Raw genomic sequence first — 23,641 nt, 5'->3', positions numbered from 1 at the left:
TGTATGAAGAGAAACAACAAAATATTCATTTTTGCAGGAGCCATTCTGGCCGTTATCCTTGTTTTCGCATTTAGCGGAGGATCGACTGATTCTGCTCCGGAAATTATCGTAGAAGTAGAACAAGGTGATTTTGTGGTGGACATTACAACCTCAGGCTCCCTGGATGCAAAGAATTCTGTTCCGATCAAAGGCCCAACAGGCCTTCGGAATTATCGGATCTGGAACGTTACCATCCAGCACATTATAGATGAAGGAACGGAAGTAGAGAAAGGACAGTATGTTGCCAGATTGGATCCTTCTGAACTGACAGGAAAAATCAAAGATGCCCAACTTGAAGTAGATGAGACGCAATCTCAATTCACACAAACCAGACTGGATACCGCATTGACCATGCGCCAGGCGCGGGACGAACTGATCAATCTGGACTATACCGTTCGTGAGAAACAACTCACGCTGGATCAATCCCAGTTTGAGCCTCCTGCAACCATTCAAAAAGCGGAGATTGAGCTTGAAAAGGCCAAAAGAGCACTCCAGCAAGCCAAAGAAAACTACGAGATTAAACGCCAGCAGAATGTGGCAAAAATGCAAGAAGCATCAGCCGAGCTCAGAGGTGATAAAAACGAACTGGAAGGGTTGATGGCACTTTCTAAAGACTTCACCATTCTTGCTCCGGAAGATGGCATGCTTATCTATGAGCGAAGCTGGGATGGAAAACCCATCAAAGCGGGATCACAAGTGAGTGCCTGGGATCCGGTGGTAGCTACCCTCCCCGACCTGAGCAAGATGATATCTAAAACGTATGTAAATGAAGTAGACATTCGAAAAGTAAAGCCAGGACAAAGTGCAGAGATTGGATTTGATGCATTTCCTGATAAAAAATTAAAGGGTAGAGTCACCAAGGTGGCCAATGTAGGCGAGCAGAGACCCAACTCAGATGCGAAAGTTTTTGAGGTAGAAATAGAAGTGTTCGGTACAGATCCACTATTGAAACCCGGGATGACTACCAGCAATAAAATTATTACAAAAACAGAAGAAAAAGCACTATACATCCCATTGGAAAGCTTGCATTCCCAATACGATTCCATTACATATGTCTTCCAGAAATCAGGAGCTTCAACTATAAAGCAAGAGGTGATGATTGGTGATGCCAATGCTGAAAGCGTACACATCAAAGAAGGCCTTAAAGCCGGTGATCGTGTTCACCTTTCATCGGTGCAGGGCATGGAAAATCAAGAGATCAGCCTGATCCCTGAAATGGATGGTAAAAGAAGCAATAAACAAGAAGAGGTCGTAGAAGAACCGGATCAAGCCAAACCTCAATTCCCTCAAGGACGAAGAAGAAAAAACTAAGATGAACAAAGAGCGAATCTTAGCTAACCTGGGAATTGCCATTGAGGCAGTTCTGGCCAATCGCATGCGGTCAGTGCTTACCGCACTCGGGATCATTTTTGGTGTGGCAGCTGTGATTGCCATGCTTGCCATAGGAAATGGTGCTCAGAAGGAGATTATTGAGCAGATAAAACTGGTGGGGGTCAACAACATCATCATCGAGCCGATAGTAGAGCAAACGGAAGAAAACCTGGCTGAAGAAGACAGTGAGTCTAAAGAAAAAAAGAAGTTTTCTCCTGGCCTTACCCTTGGAGATAAAGAATCGATCCTGGAAACCATTCCTGGTGTAGAAACCATCAGCCCGGAGATTCTTCTTGAAACCTACATCATCAAGAATGGGATCAGGAGATCAGCAAAGTTGGTGGGCATAGAGCCCTCCTATTTTGATATTTTCAATTTCACCTTGTCAGAAGGAAAAATGTTTAATCAGGTTCAGCTGGAAAAAGGAGAAGCTGTTTGCATCATTGGCAAGTCCATCAAAGCCAAATTCTTTCCATCCGAAAATCCGATTGGCAAAATGCTGAAATGTGGTCCAAACTGGCTGAAGGTGATCGGGGTACTGGATGAACGATACATCAGCGAAAGCAGCATTAGCAAGCTTGGAATCAGGGATTACAACATGGATGTTTATACACCGTTGCAAACCGTGCTTGTACGCTATAAAAATAGAGCCATGCTGACACAGGAAATGATCCAGGGGGCCAATAGAGGATCATCCGGCATGGTATTTTTTGGTGGGAATGGAGGCAGTGATGACGAAGCACCTACTACCCCAACAAACTATCATCAATTAGACCGGCTGGTTGTTCAGGTTGCAGAGACGGAAAAGCTCAATCCCACGGCTGATGTGATTGTACGTATGCTGGAGCGAAAACACAACCAGGTGGTAGACTATGAAATTGAAATCCCTGAGCTCTTGCTAAAGCAGCAGCAACGGACCAATGACATCTTCAGCTATGTATTAGGAGCAATCGCGGGTATCTCTTTGATCGTGGGTGGCATTGGAATTATGAATATCATGTTGGCTTCTGTACTGGAGCGAATCAAAGAAATTGGGTTGCGTCTTTCGATCGGTGCGAAGAAGACGGACATCATCAACCAGTTCATGTTTGAATCCATGATGATCAGTATCAGTGGTGGATTTATCGGCATCCTCCTGGGGGTTATTATGGCCTCTGCGGTCAGCAGGTTTGCAGATATCCCTACGGTCATTTCATTTGGTTCTATCCTAATCTCATTTGGTGTGGCTACAGCTATCGGGTTGATTTTTGGAATCGCTCCGGCACGAAAAGCAGCCATGCAAGACCCTATTACTTCACTTAGATATGAATAAAATACTCATCACACTTTGCTTCATTGGATGGTCTTTGACAGCAAGTTCACAGGTCGTTTATTCACTCGACAACATCATCAACCTGGCGAAGGGGCAATCTCCTCAGGCCAAGCAGGCGGAGACCAGAAAGGAAAATCGGTTCTGGCAGTATCGTTTTTTTAAGTCCAACTATAATCCACAGCTTGCTTTGAGTGGGAACCTTCCAGCTTATAGCAACCAGTTTATTCCTGTCATTCAGGAAGATGGATCAACGCAATTCAGACCGGTAGAGCAAACGAATTCTTCATTGGCTTTAGGGCTATTCCAACCTATAGCACCAACTGGAGGAAGCGTCTCCGTAAACACGCGGGCAAGTCAATTCCAGGATTTAGTCATTGATGATACCCGATGGAGAAGTACCATCGTAGACCTTACCATCAATCAACCCATCTTCGCTTTCAATGAATTGAAATGGGATAAAAAGACGGAACCTATTCGATATGAAGAATCGAAAAGAAGTTTTGTGGAAGAAATGGAATTTGTATCACGAACAGCAGTAGAGCGATTCTTTGACTATCTGGATGCCCAGGTGAATTATCAGATCGCAGAATTCAACCTGTCTAATAACGACACGATCTACAACATTGAAAAAGGAAGGTACAACATTGGGACTACCTCTGAGGATAAGCTACTCCAGGTAGAGTTGCAGTTGCTTCGTTCCAAGCAAGACCTGGCCAATGCTGAACTGGACTTGCAGACGTCACGATTGGCGCTAAGGACTTTTATTGGTTTAAATGAGGGAGAAAATTTTAATCTGGCCCTTCCTGAGGACATCCCGATTTTCCCGGTAGATGAGGAGCTCGCCTTGCAATACGCCAAAGACAATCGATCTGATTTCATCGCCTTCGAGCGAAGACGGATTGAAGCGGATGCGCAAGTCGCAGAGGCTAAGGGTCAGCGTTTTCAAATGAACTTAAATGCTTCGTTCGGTTTAAACAGTGCCGGACAATCATTTGATCAATCGTATCAGGATGGTCAAACACAGCAATTTGCCAACCTGACGCTCAACATCCCGATCGTAAACTGGGGACGAAACGAAGCTCGAATGAAAACCGCTCTGGCTAATAAGCAGTTGACTGACTATGTGATTGCACAGGAAGAGCAAAATTTTGAGCAAGAGATCATTACCCAGGTACGTCAGCTGGATGTACTTCAACAGCAAATTGAAATCTCAAAGAAATCAGATGAAGTGGCTCAGAAAAGATATGAGGTGGCTCAGAATCGTTACCTGATCGGAAAGATCGATATCACCAACCTCAACATTGCACTGACAGAAAAAGACAATGCTCGACGAAGCTACATCAATGCGCTTCGCTCCTACTGGCTCGCCTACTACGACCTAAGAAGATTGACATTGTATGATTTTTCAAATAACGAGCTGCTGTATACGGTGAATGATTGATTATCACCTCATGCCTGGCCTAGGGTAAATGACAATTAGTGTGTCATCGAGCGCGGCGAAGGATCTCATTAAAAATCATCTTACCCCCTAACCCCCTCGAGGGGGGAACGGTGAAATAATCTCACAGTAGCTAAAGATATTTACGTCATTGCGAGGAAAGTATGACCGAAGCAATCTCACCCAGGCAAGTTAAGATTCCTTCGCTGCGCTCTGAATAACGGTTCTAAGGTTAAGATCGCTTCGCAATGGCTCGCGATGACGGTAATAATTATGTTTCCGTCATTGCGAGGAGGTACGACGAAGCAATCTCATCCTTTTAAGATCAGTACGTATATTATAAGATCGCTTCGTTTCACTCGCGATGACGGTAATTAGTTTGTTTACGTTAGTGTAAGGAAATCCAAATTCGCTAACGTCATTGCGAGGGAAGAATGACCGAAGCAATCTCATCAATTGACAGCAGTTTACTATTTTAACTGGATGGAAAGAGGTGGTGTCGTCTACATACTAACAAACCGTTCAAACACAACACTGTACGTAGGTGCCACCTCTGATTTATACCCAAGAATCGTTGAACATCGAGAAAAGAAATATCCTGGAAGCTTTACTGCCAGGTACAATATTTCTAAACTGGTTTACTATGAAGCACTTCCTACTATTACCGAAGCGATTGATCGTGAAAAGCAATTAAAAGGTGGTTCAAGAAAGAAGAAAGAGGATTTAATCAATTCCGTTAACCCAAAATGGAGGGATCTATTTGATGATATTTCTCGGTGGTAATATTGAGATCGCTTCGTTTCACTCGCGATGACGTTAATAATTATGTTTTCGTCATTGCGAGAAGCGAAGAATGAGCGACGAAGTAATCTCATTATAGTTTCCGTCAGATCACTCCTAACCCTAGAACCGTCGGACCGCACAAAGGGGAACTTGATAATCAAATCAACCCGGCTTCTTACTAAACCTCACTCCTAGCCTAAATACCCATGGACGTGAGTTCAGATCGTTGTTTTGATAGTTGAAATCATACATGATCATGGACATCATCTGCACGATTCCTATTTTAAACTCCCTTCCGATCCCGAGAAGATGGGCCCTTTGCCATCCTTTAGATGCAGGTTGTTCATTTCCAAAAAGCGATTTATCTATTTGCCACTCCGACTCAGCCCAGGTAAAAAATCCCTTAGGGATGTCATATCGGGTAAACAGGCTGTAGCCGTGTCCATCCCCTGTGGTTAGCGATGTGCTGTCCTCCGCAGTAAATTGTTCGCGCAGAGTCAACCCCACGCCTGCCAGCCATTTCTTATTGATCCAATACCCTAGCTGAAGATTGGTACTAAGTATGAGTGGATCGGTGCTTTGTAAACTAATATTTCCTCCAAAATATAGTCGCTGCTTGAAGGGAATATCCTCCAGTGAATTTCGTTTGGTTCCTTCCTCCGGATAACGGGTGTCCGGGAGCTCACTATACTTCTTTTTCATTTTCTGAATATCGGCCTGCGCATCCTGAAACTGCTCTGGGTCTACTTTCTTAAACAATTCCCTCGCTTTATCTGGCTTCACCAGATTAGGATTAGGTTTATATGATTTCTGTATTGGGTTCACCCCCTCTGTTGGATCACTCAACTGAGTAATCGGATCTTCCGCATTACCCATTTCATCTGGCATAAACTTTTTTGCCTCTTCATTCAATATAGCTGTTGCTTTAGCCAGTGCTATACTGTCTGCCTGGTCCGTATTTAGCTCCTTTTCCAGTTCAATTGGATTCAGAATCAACTCCCGATATTCAGGAGGGAAATCAGTTTCATTCAGAATTTGCTCTGCAACTTGAAGGGAGTCCTCCTGGGTGAAAACCGCAAGTGAATCAAGGGATATATCAACATAGTTCAATGAATCAACACTCAGGGAATCATATCTCCGATCAGTCAATCGTCCATTTTTGATGCTGTCATATTTCTGCCTGTAAAGCGCTTTGGCCTTGACTTGCTGCTGCAACTTGCGTGCCTGCTCCCGCCGCTGCTTCGCGGTTTGCTTTGCTCCCTTTGCCTGGTTGATTGCATCCGCATGACGGCCGGTAGCTTTGCTGTCTACCTTGACCTGGGAAGTAACATGCAGGCTGATAAAAAGGATTGCAAACAGTAACAAATAACGCACGCGTAAAGCTCGGAAAATGAGCCAATTAATCATATGAAATGGCTGAGAATCTTATCCTGGATTTTGCATATTGGTGGTCTTGTGATCAGCCCCTTACCAGCGCGGAAGTTACTTCCGTGCTTATTCTATAAACTTAATATCAATCAATCCTTTGCCTCCCGAATAATCAATTGCGCTACTATATCGATAGTCTTCTGGGTTATTTACAATTTGCTCTTCAAGAGGATTATTATGTATATAGTCTAATTTCTGTTGCATCATCTTAGCATCAGAAAGCTCTATTGGATGATATTCATTTTGCCAAAAGCAATATTTCTGGTGCTTATTGCTCTTTTCTGCCAGTTTTCTGAACATCCATAACAGCCATTCCCTCCGGCTTTCCTGAGGGTTCTCTTTAATGGCTTTTATCAATTTAACTGAGGTGTACTTCTTAAAATCACGAACGATATTCTGGATCTTCTCCTGACCATTCCTACCTACTATTAAATGAATATGATTGGACATCAAACACCAAGCATAGATTTCTAATCCTTTATGCTCCTGACAGTATTTGAGGTTTTCAATAATAATTTCTTTATAAACCGGACGAGTAAAAACATCGATCCACTTAACGACACTAAAGGTGACAAAGTAGATTTTGTCTTGATCTCTGATTTTGTATTTTTCGGACACTCATCAAAATTAATGTAAAGGACGGTTCTGTATTATCTGGGTTTGCATTGACTTACATTGTCACGGAAGTAACTTCCGCGCCAGAGGGGGTCTAAGCCTTCTAGTCTGATGCCACCTAAAACAGAAATTTCTAATGGTGGATGATTATAAATGAAGTGGTTAGGATTCTGAGTTTCAAGATTATTCATTGACTCTATTTGTTAATACACAAATTCATATTGCAATTATATTAACATTTATTGTTAATTACCAAATGAATTTAATTAATCAATTAACAAATTGACTCAAATAGCTAATTTTGGAATGTGAAAAAACACAACCGAATTAAAGTAGTACTTGCCGAAAAGGAGAAAACCAATATTTGGTTAGCTAGCCAGTTAGGAAAAGACCCAGTTACTGTTTCTAGATGGTGTCAAAATTCTTCCCAACCCTCTATTGACCTACTTTCACAGATAGCAGAAATACTTGAAGTGGATATTCGGGAGTTACTTGTTTCTACTAAATAACAAATCTGTTCGATATGGTGGACATAATTGCAGGAGTTATAGTTGTTCTAGTAATTGGAATGCTATTCTTTTTGCTTACCAGAGAAAGAGAAAGAGTAGGAAAGCTTATGGACGAAAGTGTGGGTGAAAAATATATGCAGCTATTAAGCATATTCATGAAAAAGGATGGCGCAAGTCTTACAGATATGTCATCAAACAAAGCTGACGTTAAAATCATCACTGATAATAATGTCGAAGAAAACTTCTCAATCATCCAAAGCCATGAAAGTGTTAATGTTTACTGGTCATTAACAAATAAAACTGAAAAGGTAGATAGGGAATTTAAATTCAATAGTGAAGAATCTCAAGATGATATCATTAACGTGATTTTACCTGAAATCATAAAAGCTGAGAGAGAGCTTCAATGAAAATTGCTAAATCGATCTAGCTTCTTTACTTTCTTCCACCAACTTTCTGTACCTCTCTAAGTAATTCGGCAAATAGGTTGAAATTACAAATTCATACACAGGGTTGAAGTCATTATACTTAGACATTGAATCAAGTCTTTCATAAAGCTCCTTTTCTGAAATAATTTCTAATGCTTGACCACAATAATGACCAAGTGCGAAGGTATCTGTTGGTTGGCTTTCTAAATAAATTGAAATATGCTTCAACGTCTGATTATGTAGATTCTTCTTCACAAGAGAATCGGTGGCTAATTCCACCTTGAAATAGTTTAAAGAACTTATACTGTCATATGGAGTGAGAAAATCCGAACCCTTCAATGTGGAAATTAACTTAAGTGCTTCCTCATGCCGTCTCAAGAGCGAAAGTAGATTTAATCGTGCTGAAATTACTTTAGGTGTTTGCTCACAAGATTCCACAACTCTCAATAGAGAGTCGTGCGAATCAGTGTCCATCCAGTATGAATACAAGTCTTCATCTCTGTTAATTTGATCACAAAAACTATCAGATCTATTTTCTGAGTCAGCTTTGGTAGAACATCCGTACAATATCAATATTGGGAAGATATAGTTACTTATTCTGATGAGATTCCACCTTTTTAGCATATATCAGTGCGTTTATAGTTATATACTCTTTCACAACAACATCGAGTTTTCTCTGGGTGTTCTTAATTTGTGATTGGGTTTGCAATCTCAAATTCGAAATATCACTTGACCTTATCTTTGGAAAATTATTTAACCTTTCTTCTAAGGTGCTTATCTGCGCAGAGTAATTATTTTCTATTCCTGTTAAAACCTTAGAGTAGCTTTCCAGCTTGCTAATACTTGATGATTTATACTTATTCAAAATTCTCGTATCAACATACTCTTCTACTCCATTAATCACATCCACCACACTCGCAATATCATCAACTAACATTAATGTTTTTATGTATTTCCCGGACTTAGCTTTTCCAGAAGGACTTAATAAGAATTCTGTAACATTAATTGTATTAGTGAAAAGTTCTTCAGCAAATGAAGGCAGTAGCATTTCATCTCTTGTAGATCCAACACCATTTTCCGCTAAAATTGATTCAATCGGATCTTGTTGTTCAGAATCTGAGTCACCACCTGTATCTATTCCGTGCGCAGCAAAAGCATCCTGATAACTAATCACATTGCCATCATCATCCTCATACTCACCAGTATCCCAATTATACTTAGGCAGTAAGCCAGAAGGATCAATGAATAATAATGGATTATTGTAGTTATAATGATATGGTGTCCATTCCTGCATCATGTCAGCCAAAGGATCAACGTTATAAAATCTACCTATGGTTGCATCATAAGTTCGTGCATTAAAATCTGACACTCCAACTCCCCATTCAGGTAATTTTTCATTACCTGTCAGTAAGAAGTTTTGAGGTGAAGAAGCCGTCCTCTGATAGGAGTTAAAAGTAAGGCCGAAGGGATAGTAATCCTGCGTGCTCACCACATTCGTCTTGCCATGGTACACCGTGAAATCGTCGAAGTGGACATTGACTGCCTCTTGGTTTTCGTTGCTCAAATAAGCAAGGATGTAGCCCTCCTCATCGGCGATGATATCGTCTATCCTGATCTCTTCGTGTACGCCTACGCCCTGTGCGGCTGTAGATATCTGGGTGAAGCCTGCACGGATGTAGTTCATGTTTTTGTCAAAGTAGATGTAATTCAGGAATGCTCTCGGAGCGGTATTTGAATCATCTTTTCCTGCCATGGCTCCTCCGTTCAATGCATCATCAAACACCGTAGAGGAACTACTTACTCCACCCCCTTCTGGTACTCCACTGCCGTAGACATTGTCAAACGCTGTAAACAGGGTATTGAAGGCTGTGCCTAAGAAGTTATTCCCACTCGGAGCACTCTCATAGTTGGCCTGTACGGATAAGTGGATCGTATCCCGCTTATTCACACTCAGGAAGACCATCGCACCGGTTTGTCCGCTTTGAAGTAATTCTACTTCGTCTCCTTCACTTCCATCTTCATATACCGTGGTATTAGCATCTGTACTTGTGTGTCTGTGTAAGTCCTGCCAGCCGTTTTCCTCGCCTGTTTCGAAGGTTTCTACCATGGTGTAGTTCTCAGGTTCAGTACTAAACGTCACACGTACGTTACCCAGATGGTCTTTGAGGTGGTATTGGTAGTCCCATTCACCCCCTGTCTCCCCCTCAAGGGGGACAATACGGCCTTCTTCATGTTGGATGAGTTGAAGCTTACGTTCACCATCACCTTCTGTTTCATAAATAAACTCTCCAACATAGTCGGTGGTCTTTTCTAGATTTCCATCTTTATACACTTTTTGCTGGAGTTTGATGCCTGCTGCGTCGTACAAATACTCAATACGGCCAGATCCTTCGCTGGTGCTCAGGATGACAGCCGTAGGGAGGTTGAGGTGATTGTATTCGATGTTGGTGATGCCTTTGTTGAGGTCTTGAGTCATGTTGCCGTTGGGATCGTAGGCATAGTCATCGCCGGTCTTATTACCGTCGTTGAAGCCTGCCTCTCCTTTGTTGTCAGATACTGCCATCAGCTGGTTTCCTGCAGCGCCATCATGATAATCATAGGTAAGCTCATCAATAATGTCTGCATTCATGGATGCATTGTATCCCTGGCGTGTCAGCGTTTGGATGTTTCCATTTAGATCATAAGAGATATCAGGAACGGAAAAATATCCTTTGCTTTTGGCATAGCCACTTGCATTTTTTGCGGCGTATTGTGCTTTTTTGAGACGGTTGAGGCCATCATAGCTGTAGGTAAACACCTGCTCTTCCTCATCATTCACTCCCTTCCATCGCATGGCTGAGATGTTACCGTTGTAAAGGGGCGTGTGCTCTTGTGTCTCGTCTCCATTGAAGGTGTCCTCTGTGGTAGATGAAACAGCCGTTGTTCCGGTGGACTTTTCGGCACCAAGCATAGATTGCACCCGGTAATAGTAGGATGTGCCTGTGGACAGACCGGTATCCAGGTATTCGGAATCCGTACTTCCTGCAGTATGTACTTCTGAATAGTTACCGGAAGGGCTGGTAGCTCTGCTAATGCTAAATCCAGTCTCATTCCCATTTCCATTCCAGCTGACCAGAATAGATTCATTCGATATGGCTTCTGTGGTGACGTTCGTTGGTTCTGTCACCGTGATGGTATGAGCTACAGCTTCACTCCAGCACCCATTCGCTCCTTTGCTTCTTAAATAATAAGTACCAGGGCCATTGGCATTATATGTCTGAGGGTACTCTTCGCTGGTGCCATCAGCGGATGTTTGCCAGTACCATTCTTCACCAGCGGGAGGAGTGGCGGATGAAAGTATGGCGCCATCTAATGTATAATTCACATAATCAATTGACGGAACCGATGGAAGTGGATTGACTGTAACTGCTACACTTGTCGAAGGCCCCCAGCATCCGCCATCCGTTCTGGATCGGAGGTAGTAATTTCCACTGATGGACACCACAAATTCAGTATTTGCGTTGCTTACATCTTCACCAAATTCCTCTGTTTGCCAAAACCAACCCTCTCCTGATGGTGGAGTGGCCCGAGTCAACGTTTTAGGTCCACAGCTGTTTGCAGAGACGGATGGTGTGGATGGAGTAGATGGATCCGCGATGGTGATAGAAACCACATTGGAGTAGGCAGTTTGTCCGCAAGCTGAAACACTTCGTCTGTATTCTACATCTTGTGATTGTGTTACTGGATCATAAGAAGTTCCGATTGCGCCTGATATACCAGTCCAGCTCCCACCTGGTGATCGTTGCTGCCATTGATAGCTGTAATTACCATCACCTCCAGTGGCAGAGGCGCTACTGGATAAAATGTCGGGATCACCTCCATTACATATGGTTTGCGCATTTGCAATACTTCCCGGATTTAGTGATGGCTGAACAGTTACGGTAATTGTATTACTATACTTTGACTCACCACATGACTGTACTCTTCTCCGGTATTCTTTGGTTGATGTCAATGCTGGAGGATTATAAGAAGATCCTGTGGCTCCAGAAATAGAACTCCAGCTTCCACCCGGGGCGCGTTGCTGCCATTGGTAGCTATAGCTTCCATCCCCCCCCGAGGGTGATGAAGCATTCGTAAGCGTACTCGGATCTCCATTGTAGCATATTGTCTGTGCATTGCCAATGCTTCCTGCATTTAGAGTCGACCGAACAGTTACCGTTACTGTGTTACTGTATTTGGTCTGTCCACACGATTGTACTCTTCTGCGGTATTCTTTTGTTGATGTCAATGTTGGAGGATTATATGAAGATCCTGTGGCTCCCGATATAGAACTCCAACTTCCACCCGGGGCGCGTTGCTGCCATTGATAACTGTAGCTACCATTGCCTCCCGAAGGTGAAGAGGTGTTTGAAAGAGTACCAGGATTTCCATTATAACATACTGTCTGAGCATTGCCTATACTGCCAGCACTGAGTGATGACCGTATCGTCACTCGAATAGTATTTGTATATTTTGTCTGTCCACATGATTGTACTCTTCTTCTGTATTCTTTGGTCGATGTGAGAGATGGAGGATTGTATGTTGTCCCTGTCGCACCAGATATGTTGGACCAACTCCCCCCCAAAGATCTGTGCTGCCATTGGTAACTATATCCACTTCCACCAGATGCCGATGAGGTATTAGTTAATGTACTAGGATTTCCATTGTAACATAGTGTCTGAGCATTTCCTATACTACCGGCACTTAGGTTACACGAATTTACAGTAACATACTTGTACTTGTTTTTTGTCCCACTACTTGTATTCGCAGTAGCACGAACATACCGACTGCTGCCTGCAGAGTTCCACTGAACCCTAACCTGAGTTTTAGATTGACTTATGATGGATCCGCCATAGACATAATAGCTGGTGGAATAATGAGAACCACCACTTACGCTAACTTCATAATAATCCTGATCACCGACATACGCGCTTGAAGGACCCGACAAATAGACAGTCACTCCGCCTGAACCACCACAGTCTTCATCAAAATCACAGGGCTCTTCAAAAACAGGCCTACGGGTTGGAGTTTGTGCATTTACGTGCAATTGAACAAACAGAATAACAAAAAAGCAGGAAGAAAGATGTCTAAGCAAATTCATTGATCAGTTATTAGGTTGATTAGGTAAGGCTGTGTTGTATAACAGTTCAATGCTAAAGAGGTCAGCAGGTTCAGGTTCCATTGATTCACCTGATAAAGAGGACTCATTGATGCTTCGTAACCAGCCCCGAATGTTGTATTCATAATCCAGCTGCTGTTTATAGCTCTCCTCTGTCTCATCGTAATGAAGATTCTTGCCAATCAACTCTCCCAACTCATTGTATTCATTGGCATACAAAATCACTGATGGGTCATCATTCAATTTATGTGTACAGCTAAGCAGACGATTGGCATGATCATATGAGTATGAGAGCAAGAGTTCAATACTTTCTGTTCCATTGAAGTGTTCTTGCTTCATTTGCAATACATTGCCTGAGAAATCATACCAAAAACTTGAAACATCCATTCCGCCCAAGTGATTTTCAGAAATGGTCTGTATCACTCTGTATTTATCATCATAGTAGGTCACAGACTTTATAAAATCAGAAGATTCATCCAACAGCCAGGTGATTTGAGCAGTAGGATTCCCTTTAACATTCATGTTGTACTCAACTAGCTCATCTTTCGGTTGGAAATCAAAACCATCCCAGGTAACACTTACTAAGAAGTCGTAATTATCATAATATGTCACACTATGTGGATCATTATTCAAGTATGACGGAAAGGTGTTTTCTGTGAATAGCAAGGGGTGGCCCGAATCATAGTCCTCATATCGATCTATTTCAATTTCCGCCAGGCTCCTCAACGTTTCAACACTCTCATTTAAAGTAACAATCCCATTGATGATTGGTCGATTCAGCACATCAAATCTGGTATATGTCCACTCATCATTTAGACGTTGATTGCCGTCCTGAGTCAGAACCAATCTGTTCCACCTATCATAGATCATAAAAATAGGATCAGAACCAGGCACCCTTTTTTCGATCATTCGTCCCCTTCCATCATAGGTGTATTGAAACGCCCAACGATCAAGGAATTGCTGGCGATCTGACGCTACGGCAAAGAATTCATCATTTATTCGATTCGTAGCTTCAGGAGGCAAGACAATTCTTAGCTTTCCAAAAGCATCATATATGTAATAAGTTTCGGCCCAGATAGTATCAATTCTGGATTTTTTCAGGATTGTCTGTCCCTCCTTGTTAGTATATTGAATGGTTATATTTCCATCCTCGTCAACAGTCGTATTTTTATAAAGTTGAGCTACAGTGTAGTAGGAAACTGACGAGGTAATAATTTCTGAAAAATCCCAAAAAAGAACTTCTGATGCTCCATTGGTTTCATACAAAAAACGAATGTGTTTTTCCTCTGCTTGCCAAGCTTCGCCAGGATGGATTTTAGCCACTATACGATTTAATGGTGACCATTCTAGTTTATTGGTTGAATAAGGATACTCAGTTTGCTTTTCATCTATTCTGCTACTATAAAAAGTAGCCTGGTTAGTACTCGCATCAGTATCCAGGTTTCCATTTAATTGATTAACATAAGGTAGAAATTCATGTACGACTCTTCCATATCCATCATATTCAATATGCTGAATTAGATTGTGAAGGTTAGGGGTGGCCATATAAGCAACCTGTTGAATTTTACGACCCAACCCATCGTAATAATCAAGGTTGATGCTGCTTGAATAGCTCGCAGGACTTGATAAAAAATTATTCAAAGTTACTTCGTCTTGTAATGTCACAGATTTCACATAATTCGTATTAGAAATCTCAGGTTCGGCTGGCTGTTGTCCGGATAACTTTAGAACAAGAATCAAGTAAATGATATGATATAAATTTCTTTTCATGACTATTAGTTATTACAAGGAATACCCTCGGAGCTTTCACAATAACTGCCGTTCCAGGTACATCCCGGAGGACAAGGATCTACCTGATAAGCTTGTTGAGTTATTGATATTGATCGAGAACATCCATTTTGTGTAACAGTAACCGTACCTGTCCTAACTGAAGAACCATTTTGAGTTACGTTCACTTTGAAGCTTGAAGAAGTTTTATTACTTATCGTTATCCAGGATCTATTATCGCTAACAGAAAATGAACCACTACTAGAAACATTGAATGTGCTGGATGCGGGAGTTCCAGAATACGTTTTGCTACTCGGATTAACAATTACAGGATTTGAATCACAGGGATTAGGTGGTGCTACTCCTCCTCCGCTTGAAATAAAATTGCTGACGGAAGTATTTCCCTCTGGATCTGAGAATAACCGCATTGCAGGATTGAAAGTGTACGTACTATGATTAGGAGTAACTGTTATTTCTGATCTATTTTGAGTCTCAATTGTATAGTACCCATCTGAGTTTGTGGTACCTGCCCCGCCCGATGAGGCGCTAACTTGAATATTAGGTACAGGATAGCCGTTGGAATCGACTACTCGTCCATTAAAAACAACATCAGGAGCAGTTGTGACAGTAAGAGATTTGGTTTGTCTCCCTGTAGCACCGTACTCATCTTCAACTTCAAGTATGACATTATATGTACCCGGGTCGTTTATACTATGATTGCTTGAAGGTCCGCTACCGATGATTGTGCCACCTCCATAAGAACCACCTTGTATTACCCAGGAATATTGAATGTTTTGGCCTTCAGGATCATAAGAACCAGCATCATCTAATTTAATTAGCCAGCCTTCTCTAATACTTGAGATATTATTGTCATTAAGGTCAGTCATTGAAAATAAAGCCACTGGATCTCTATTCTCGATTTCAAATGTTTTCGTAATATTATCAGTAGCCCCAAAATCATCAGTTATCGTAAGAGTTACGCTGTAGCTTCCAATATTGCCATACACTTTACTTAACGATGGCTGAGTCCCACCAAAGCTCCAATTATAAGCCAATGGATTGTTGTCCGGGTCATATGAGGAGTTAGCATCAAAGCTGATATTTTGATCAATGTAGAATCCATTTGGAGCACTAATGGTAAAATCAGCAACCGGATCTCTATTCAGAATATCAAAACTCTTTGTAATAGTCACAGGCTCAGCACATTGATTATCTACAGTCAAGGAAACTTCTATATTGCCTGGGGTAGTAAACTGATGGATTTCTACCGGATCTGTACCACCAAACGACCAATTGTAAAGTAAACCCCTACCCTCGGGATCACTACTCATGGTAGCATCAAACCGGATTTCTTCATTTAGAAAGAACCCATCTCCAATAGAGTTGAATTCAAAATCTGCCTTAGCAGCCTTATCCAAAAACCCATATTCATTGTGTTTTAAAACATGACCATCATGATCTAATACATGAGTTAATCGATTAAACCCATCGTATTTATACGATGATGTTTTTCCGTTTGGGTCAATTGAAGTAATAGCTCCTACCCCAACTTTACTAACCTGAGCTCCAAGAAATCGTGCATGCGATGGGTAAATGATCACATTATCAATTACTGCCTCTGAGATATCTATCGATATGTCAGAGAATTCAACCTCTACAGATATTGCGTAGTATTCCCAATTGGCACTCGTTGTAAGACTAACACCGTTCACACTCACATTTCCTCCTCCTTTTGCCATGAAGCCAACAATGAAGGACTTATTACTATCTACAAACTCCGGTTGAAAAAGGATATCTCCAGAATAGCCATTTGAATCATCAAAACCATCATCTACTGCTTGAAGAGGGTTATAAGTTGAGAGTACCGACTGGTTATCATTTTCGAATGAGGCAAAGTAAACTTCGTTGTTTTTCGCGTTGTGAAACAACGCTGAAGGGTTACCGAAGGCATCAACTACTCTAGTCTGGATTTGGTTATCAGACCGAAACGTTTCTAGGTGTCCTTCAGGACTGTACTCTTCAAAAGCCACTTGCAATCTGTGCAAATTTCCAAAGCTTATACTACCGTCATTGTCCACATTCGCACTGGAACTGACTGCCATTGGTTCTACAGGTATTTGCGAGTTAAGTGTATGGATACTTTGTGGTAAAACCAAATCTGACGTGCTAAATTGATTATATGTATCCTCAATTACCTTCCCATTTTTTCTCACCTGCTTATGAATGGGAGTAGTTATATAATTTCGGTCGATAAGCTCATAAAAAGCAGTTCCATTAAAATCAAAAGAGTATTCCAAATCAGTCTCTATTAAGGTTCCATCACTTGCAAATGTTGTCTCCTTGGATAGCAGGTTTTTATCGTTGTAGGCGTTCACTGTTACTTTTTCTAGTATATTGCCAGATAACTCTTTGTGATTAATCACACTGTCTAACCTTAACCATTCAACATCGTAAGTGTATGGATTTTGAAACCATTCATAAAAGTAGATCACAGAAACTTCACCACCGCCACCACCCGAGGAGTTATCCACAAATGCATAATCCGCCTTTCTTCCCAAAGCAAATCCCCATACCCGATCCATATCAGTGTCCAGTGAATATTTATACTTCTTGGTCTCAATTATTGTATTACTCCGATCTATAATATCTTTTTGTAAAAGGACTCCTTGTAGATATGGCTTGGTGATGCGTTGTTGTCTAGGGTTTCCAGAACCTCCTCCTCTATTTTCAGTAAGCATGTAAGTATAAACCGTTTTTCCATTGTAAGCTCCCTCTACCACATCCCTTACAATCACTGTTTCATGACCAGCGTTTAGGCCTCCCGTTTTTCCCGACTCTGAGGAGAACACTTCTACAACACATGGTTGGGTTTCTTCTACTGGAAAGTAACTGTAATGTGGGATGCGATAATCCTCTTCATAAACAGGGTTTAAGACATTGATATTTGAATAAGAAAACTCAGTTTTTTTTGCAAGGTCACCTTCCTTAGAGTAGTACATAATGTCTGAAATACGAGCACCACCAACATAATAGACTTCCCTTTGTTCAATTGTACACCAGTCATAGTACATAGTAAAGTATAGGCCTGATACATTTGAAGTAGATGATTCATTGAGGCGGCCTATGTATATTCCCTCTCCATCATAAGGAAAGCTAATAGTAGTTTGAAAGGATATTTCTCCCTCCACCACATTTTCGCATTCAGGAAGACTTCCATTTCCAGGTTCATGACAGAATTGATAATGATTAAATTGGGGAGTCAGGTTAAATGAAGTACTAAAATTTTTTGAAGGGTCTGTATTATGCTCGAAATCGATTAAGAAAACCGGCGCTTCAGTTCCTGAGAATTCCACCCGTACGGATGCTCCCACCTGTAGATCACAATTCACTTCAAAGCTTTGATTAAGACCTACCGTTCTAGAGTACTCAATTTCAGTAGGTTCAATGTGAGTATATCCTTCAAATTCAAACTCTGACCATCCTCCTGTAGGGTAGATCAGCTTGCTAATAAGTCCCTTAAATCCGCTGCTATTTGGTGATCTGTTAGCGCCTGCCTGTGGAATCATCGTATCATTACCGGATGCATAGTAATTAACGGAATTTTGAAATCCCCAATGATCCTGATCCATTGAATTTCTTCTCAATATATTATCTGCATTATATTCCACCAGATGTACCTGATCCTTACAGAAATCATCATCCAGGCTTTTCTTCTTCAACATTTTGAAACGCAATCTCCTTGGCGTTAGACTATACAGGTTCAATTCTTCATCATCTTCTTCATTGTAATAATCATGGATCAATTCATAGCTTTCTAGTAGCTCACTTGATTTTAAGTCAATCACCTCTATATCCTTTAACCGAACTCCACCATACAAATCATTTCTAGGAGCTATATCAGGTATGAAGTTTACCCGAATGGAACTTGAAGTAATAGATGCAAGATTATACTCTGTAATCTGATATTGTTGTGGAGCAGAATTTACATTCGCTTGACAATTGGCCTGAGGTGTTTCATAATATTCTGTTTCCCTTACCTGATAGCTAATTACATTAGGCTGGTAGGTAAAGGTTATCACGCCTCCAGCAGGAGATGTTACAGATGTCAAATGCCAGGCAGAGCTGGCACCAGCGGACTCAGAAGTTGTAACGGAGGTTATTTCTGTTGCCTCACCTCCACCGAATTGATATTCAAATCCTTTATCATCTGTAATTTTTATGCCTGTTATTCCGCTTGCGTTTGTTTCAGTTTGAATATCGAAGAGAAAGTTTTTTTTAGGGATGGTTACAATCACACCGTCATTATTATACATAAAAGAACCTGAATAACCCATAAAGTTATATCGGAACTCATCCGGTCTGGTATCCCATGTACCTGAATAGATCAGCTCTAAAAGTCCTTTATCCTCTCCATCTTCAGGATCCAGAGCAAAAGAAGGATCGTCCGTATGAATGCCGTATATTGGGCGTGAATCATTTTCCAAAATAGATAGAAAACCATTTGGTCCTTCATCTGGTTTTCCAATAGTCGTGCGGGTAATTGTCCCTCCGGCTATGAGGGACCAATTCAATCCTACCCATGATGCAACATCATCTACTTTTATCGCTTCAGCGTGGTAACTCAAGCTTATCGGAACAGATATATCTCGATCACTCAACTCATAAATAGGCAAGGAAATATTGGGCTTACCGGAGTAATAGTTTACCGGAATCTCAGCATATTTGGTTATTCCTGATGCTGTTGGTGCAGGTAAAATTTCATTGATATTACTTATAATTCCCTGACTGTAGACAGAGTTTATAACAATTGTAAAAAGTATCAGAATTCTCAAGCTTTTGATAAGCCATTGCATAGATTAAGAAGTTTAGGTCTACAAGAGAGTAGGATTGAACGAATTATTCAGATTGTATAAACAGTTATTAAAACAATATATATCCGCTATAGAAAACCAATATGGTAGGGTGATTTTCAAACAAGTGAGAGGATAAAAGCAAGTGGACTTTTCATGATGAATAAAGTTAGGTTAGGTAAAAAATTGTGGTTATTAACTAAAACAAGTAGCTGACAAACATATTTGAATTAATCGAAAATGTCAATTTGCCATTGCTTGAATGAATGAATGGTAAACTACGAAGGATAAAGTGTAGCTCTGAATGAACGAATGGAATTCTACATGTCTTAGAATCGAATATCAGGATGATCATATCACCCCCTAGCCCCGAATCTTCGGATCGCTCAAGGAGGAGAACTTGGATGGTAAGTTAGATTTGCGATGACGGTAATAATGATGTTTCCGCCATTGCGAGGAGGTACGACGAAGCAATCCCGTTTGTCAATCTGAGGGTCTCGAAGACTAGACAGGTAGCAAAGCCAACAAACTGTATACATCCCACCCACATATTCGATAAACTCAGTATGACAGCAGCGCACCCAGTTCACATGTCATTTATGAGATCGCTTCGTTTCACTCGCGATGACGGTGGTGATGTTGTTTTTATCATTGTGAGGATTGAGGTACAAACTACTAAGCAACCTTATGCTCTGTTACTGCCCACCTACTTTGAGATCGCTTCGCATTCGCTCGCGATGACGATAATAATAATGTTTTCGTCATTGCGAGGAGTGAGAAACGAACGACGAAGCAATCTCACAAATCAAGGCGGTTTAAGATTCATTAGCTGCGCTCCTGCCTACCGGCAGGCAGGCGGAATGACGGTTCTAAGATTAAGATCGCTTCGCAAGATCGCGATGACGGTTATGTAACTGGTATGAGCTAGTCAGCCAACCACTCGGAGTGGTGGGACGACTTATTAAATCTTCAGCTTTCGCATCCCTTTAAAATAGAGCCACATCATTTTGAGTTTGGAGCCGCCTTTCTTCCGGCCCATCTCCATGGCTTCCCAAAGTTCTTCCGGAATGGCGTCCAACATGTTGAATTCTCCAGCCCCTTTGAGCCACTCCGCACCATCAATGGTGATTACCTCACCATTGATATACGCTGAATAATCGGAAACGAGGTAGGCGGCAAGGTTCGCCAGCTCCTGATGATCACCTACTCTACCCAGAGGTACTTTTTTGGCCGGATCATATTTCTTCTTTAAATCGCCTGGTAGTAACCGATCCCAGGCACCTTCGGTCGGGAAGGGTCCCGGAGCGATGGCATTGCTTCTGATTCCATATTTAGCCCACTCCACTGCAAGTGATCGGGTCATTGCCAGTACACCAGCTTTAGCGCAAGCTGAAGGCACCACATATCCTGATCCTGTCCAGGCATAGGTGGTTACAATACTGAGGATATTACCTCCTTGCTTATTCTCAATCCAGTCCTTGCCCATGGCAAGTGTGAAATTGTAGCTACCTTTTAATACAATATCCACTACCGTATCAAAAGCCCGATGTGACAGTCGCTCGGTAGGACTGATGAAATTGCCTGCGGCGTTATTAAGTAGCACATCCACTTTACCAAACTTTTCTTTGGCTTCTTTAATCACTCGCTCCACCTGTTCATATTCACGCACGTCACACGCTACACAATGTACCGGATAGCCGGTCTTGTCAGTTATTTCTTTTGCGGTTTCTTCCAGCACCTCCATCTTCCGACTAGTGATGACCAGGTTGGCGCCCAACTCCGAAAAATAGGATCCCATGGATTTACCTAATCCTGTTCCTCCTCCTGTTACGATAATCGTTTTCCCCTTCAAAGACTCAGGGCTAAGCATACCTTGTGTGTGACTCATAAGAAATTTTGTTAGGATCAGCAATATAGCCAATGGAGATAAAAAAGTGGTCCAACCACTTGAAGCGGTGCAACGACTGGCTACCTTCAAGTAGAAGCAAAAAAGAAGAGGCCCTAAAAGGAGCCTCTACATTTGGCAGTGAATAGAGCGGTGAGTATCTGTATGTAAAGAACAGCACTTATCAAATGATAATCAATACCCAGATTGGGGTATTTTTCAATCTTTCCACCATTTGATAATCAAATAAACGGATAATGAGAAGGTAAAAAGCATCACTATTGCGAAAAAGGTGTTTCCATAAAGGAAATTCCCAATTGCAAACAGAGCGGCATAGACCCCTATTGTTCCTACAAAAATTGATAAAAGCTGATATCCCAGCTTATATGATCCTCTAGATTCAAATTGTTGCCACCCAATTCCAGGCTTTACTTTCGCGACAAAGGAGGCGAGCTTTTCATCATCTTCAGGCTTTGTGAGAAGGGCAGTGAAAATCCAAACGACCGTAGTTATTGCAGTGGCTATCAACAATCGCATGGAAAATGCATCGAGATAAGGATTCGCCAACATTTCGTCAGATATACCCAGTACCAACACAAATGCGTTGATCGTAGCTACGACCATCCCGACAATCTCAGTGATGGCATTGATTCGCCACCAAAACCACCGGAATAAAAAGATGGCTCCAGTTCCTGCTCCGGAGAGCAACAATATGTTGAATGCCTGAGTAGCATTTTCCAAAATGGTAAGTGACAGTGCCCCAGCAATTACCATTAATGCAACAGTCGACAAACGGCCAACCAAGACCAATTCCTTCTCTGATGCATCTGGCTTCACAAATCGCTGGTAGAAGTCATTCACTACGTATGACGATCCCCAGTTGAGATGCGTACTGATTGTCGACATATAAGCGGCGATTAGTGAGGCCACCACCAGCCCTAGCCAACCGGGAGAAAGCAAAGTGAGCATGACCGGGTAGGCGATATCGTCTCCCAGATATTGGTCACTGATATTTGGAAAGGCCTGGCGAATAGATGCAAGATCCGGATACAAAATGATAGAAGCCAGTGCCACCAGGATCCATGGCCATGGTCGCAAAGCATAATGTGCAAAATTGAAAAAGAGTGTCGCTCCTACTGCATGTCGTTCATTTTTTGCTGCCAGCATACGTTGGGCGATGTACCCACCTCCGCCCGGCTCAGCCCCCGGATACCACACCGACCACCATTGCACAGCGAGGGGAATGATAAACATGGAAACCACAAGGGAGGTATTGCTAAAATCCGGAATGATATCCAGTTTTTCCTGGATTAGTTCATTGGCAAGCAAGTTTGATAAGCCGCCGATCTTGGGTTGTGTTACTGCTACATACGCTGCATAAACAGCACCAACCAATGCAATCCCAAACTGAAAAAAATCGGTCCAGATTACGCCTTTTATCCCACCAAGTGCAGAATAGGCAGCCACAACCACTGAGGCAATCACCACGGTGTAGATCGGCTCTAGCCCAAACAATATGGATGAGATTTTTATTGCGGCTAAGGTGACAGACCCCATGATCAGGCAGTTGAAAAATACTCCCAGATACAGGGCTCTGAACCCACGAAGAAATGAAGCAGCCTTGCTTCCGTATCTCAATTCATAAAATTCCAGGTCAGTCAGAATCCCAGATCGTCTCCACAGTCGGGCGTAGATAAATACGGTCACCATGCCGGTTATCAGAAACGACCACCAAGCCCAGTTTTTTGCTACACCATCCTCTCTTACGAATCCTGTCACCAGATTGGGTGTGTCTGCTGAAAAGGTAGTTGCCACCATGGACACTCCCAACAACCACCAGGGCATGGACTTGCCTGCAAGAAAATATTCAAGCGAGCTCTTTCCCGCCGATTTGCTTGCTGCTAAGCCAATTCCCAGCACAATTAGAAAGAAAACTCCAATTACAATCCAGTCGTTTAATGATAGTGCCATTCAGGTTAGGTAGTTTAAAGACAGCAAAATAATACGATGAATGTAACCATCGCTAATTGACAAAGTAATTCTTATTGAATTATGCAACTATCCACTGGCTATGGATATCCT

14 protein-coding genes are annotated in these 23,641 nt (G+C 41.9%); 6 read left to right on the top strand and 8 right to left on the bottom strand.

Annotated features, from left to right (window positions below):
* Positions 1-3: 3 nt before the first annotated feature.
* From ACP14Y_RS17275 to ACP14Y_RS17260, 4 genes are all read left to right on the top strand, one after another.
* Entirely contained in the window at positions 4-1,350 is a 1,347-nt protein-coding gene (locus tag ACP14Y_RS17275; protein WP_424964147.1) for an efflux RND transporter periplasmic adaptor subunit, read from the top strand.
* 1 nt (position 1,351) lies between these two features.
* Positions 1,352-2,722, top strand: coding sequence for an ABC transporter permease (locus ACP14Y_RS17270; protein WP_424964146.1), 1,371 nt, complete (start codon positions 1,352-1,354; stop codon positions 2,720-2,722).
* A complete protein-coding gene (locus ACP14Y_RS17265; RefSeq protein WP_424964145.1) occupies positions 2,715-4,163 on the top strand; it encodes a TolC family protein in 1,449 nt (482 codons plus the stop codon). Before ACP14Y_RS17270 ends, ACP14Y_RS17265 begins: the two co-directional genes overlap by 8 nt.
* A 453-nt stretch (positions 4,164-4,616) precedes the next feature.
* Positions 4,617-4,943 (top strand): GIY-YIG nuclease family protein, encoded by a 327-nt coding sequence (locus ACP14Y_RS17260; protein ID WP_424964144.1) that lies wholly within the window; start codon positions 4,617-4,619, stop codon positions 4,941-4,943.
* A gap of 162 nt (positions 4,944-5,105) precedes the next feature.
* Here ACP14Y_RS17260 and ACP14Y_RS17255 read toward each other — a convergent pair whose 3' ends face one another.
* Together ACP14Y_RS17255 and ACP14Y_RS17250 are read right to left on the bottom strand one after the other, a co-directional pair.
* Entirely contained in the window at positions 5,106-6,317 is a 1,212-nt protein-coding gene (locus ACP14Y_RS17255) for a hypothetical protein (protein WP_424964143.1), read from the bottom strand.
* A gap of 120 nt (positions 6,318-6,437) precedes the next feature.
* A complete protein-coding gene (locus ACP14Y_RS17250) occupies positions 6,438-6,989 on the bottom strand; it encodes an REP-associated tyrosine transposase (RefSeq protein ID WP_424964142.1) in 552 nt (183 codons plus the stop codon).
* Between the two features lie 305 nt (positions 6,990-7,294).
* On the opposite strand from ACP14Y_RS17250, the gene ACP14Y_RS17245 reads away from it, so the two are divergent.
* Together ACP14Y_RS17245 and ACP14Y_RS17240 are read left to right on the top strand one after the other, a co-directional pair.
* The gene (locus tag ACP14Y_RS17245) at positions 7,295-7,495 is read left to right on the top strand and encodes a helix-turn-helix transcriptional regulator (protein ID WP_424964141.1); all 201 of its coding nucleotides are present in this window, start codon (positions 7,295-7,297) and stop codon (positions 7,493-7,495) included.
* Positions 7,496-7,509: 14 nt separating this feature from the next.
* The gene (locus ACP14Y_RS17240; protein ID WP_424964140.1) at positions 7,510-7,902 is read left to right on the top strand and encodes a hypothetical protein; all 393 of its coding nucleotides are present in this window, start codon (positions 7,510-7,512) and stop codon (positions 7,900-7,902) included.
* Between the two features lie 6 nt (positions 7,903-7,908).
* Here ACP14Y_RS17240 and ACP14Y_RS17235 read toward each other — a convergent pair whose 3' ends face one another.
* From ACP14Y_RS17235 to ACP14Y_RS17210, 6 genes are all read right to left on the bottom strand, one after another.
* Positions 7,909-8,199 (bottom strand): hypothetical protein, encoded by a 291-nt coding sequence (locus ACP14Y_RS17235; protein ID WP_424964139.1) that lies wholly within the window; start codon positions 8,197-8,199, stop codon positions 7,909-7,911.
* A 310-nt stretch (positions 8,200-8,509) separates the two neighbouring features.
* On the bottom strand, positions 8,510-13,039 hold the full coding sequence (locus ACP14Y_RS17230) for an RHS repeat-associated core domain-containing protein (RefSeq protein ID WP_424964138.1): 4,530 nt from the start codon (positions 13,037-13,039) through the stop codon (positions 8,510-8,512).
* Positions 13,040-13,042: 3 nt separating this feature from the next.
* A complete protein-coding gene (locus ACP14Y_RS17225) occupies positions 13,043-14,827 on the bottom strand; it encodes a DUF6443 domain-containing protein (protein ID WP_424964137.1) in 1,785 nt (594 codons plus the stop codon).
* A 5-nt stretch (positions 14,828-14,832) separates the two neighbouring features.
* Positions 14,833-19,677, bottom strand: a complete 4,845-nt coding sequence (locus ACP14Y_RS17220; protein WP_424964136.1) for a PKD domain-containing protein — start codon at positions 19,675-19,677, stop codon at positions 14,833-14,835.
* A 958-nt stretch (positions 19,678-20,635) separates the two neighbouring features.
* A complete protein-coding gene (locus tag ACP14Y_RS17215) occupies positions 20,636-21,562 on the bottom strand; it encodes an SDR family oxidoreductase (RefSeq protein WP_424964135.1) in 927 nt (308 codons plus the stop codon).
* Positions 21,563-21,778: 216 nt separating this feature from the next.
* The gene (locus ACP14Y_RS17210) at positions 21,779-23,530 is read right to left on the bottom strand and encodes a sodium:solute symporter family protein (protein ID WP_424964134.1); all 1,752 of its coding nucleotides are present in this window, start codon (positions 23,528-23,530) and stop codon (positions 21,779-21,781) included.
* Positions 23,531-23,641: the final 111 nt, after the last annotated feature.

Source organism: Ekhidna sp. (assembly GCF_965247405.1).
GTDB lineage: Bacteria > Bacteroidota > Bacteroidia > Cytophagales > Cyclobacteriaceae > Ekhidna.
The sequence above is the reverse complement of the archived record's forward strand: the minus strand, read 5'-3'. Positions and strand labels throughout refer to the sequence as shown.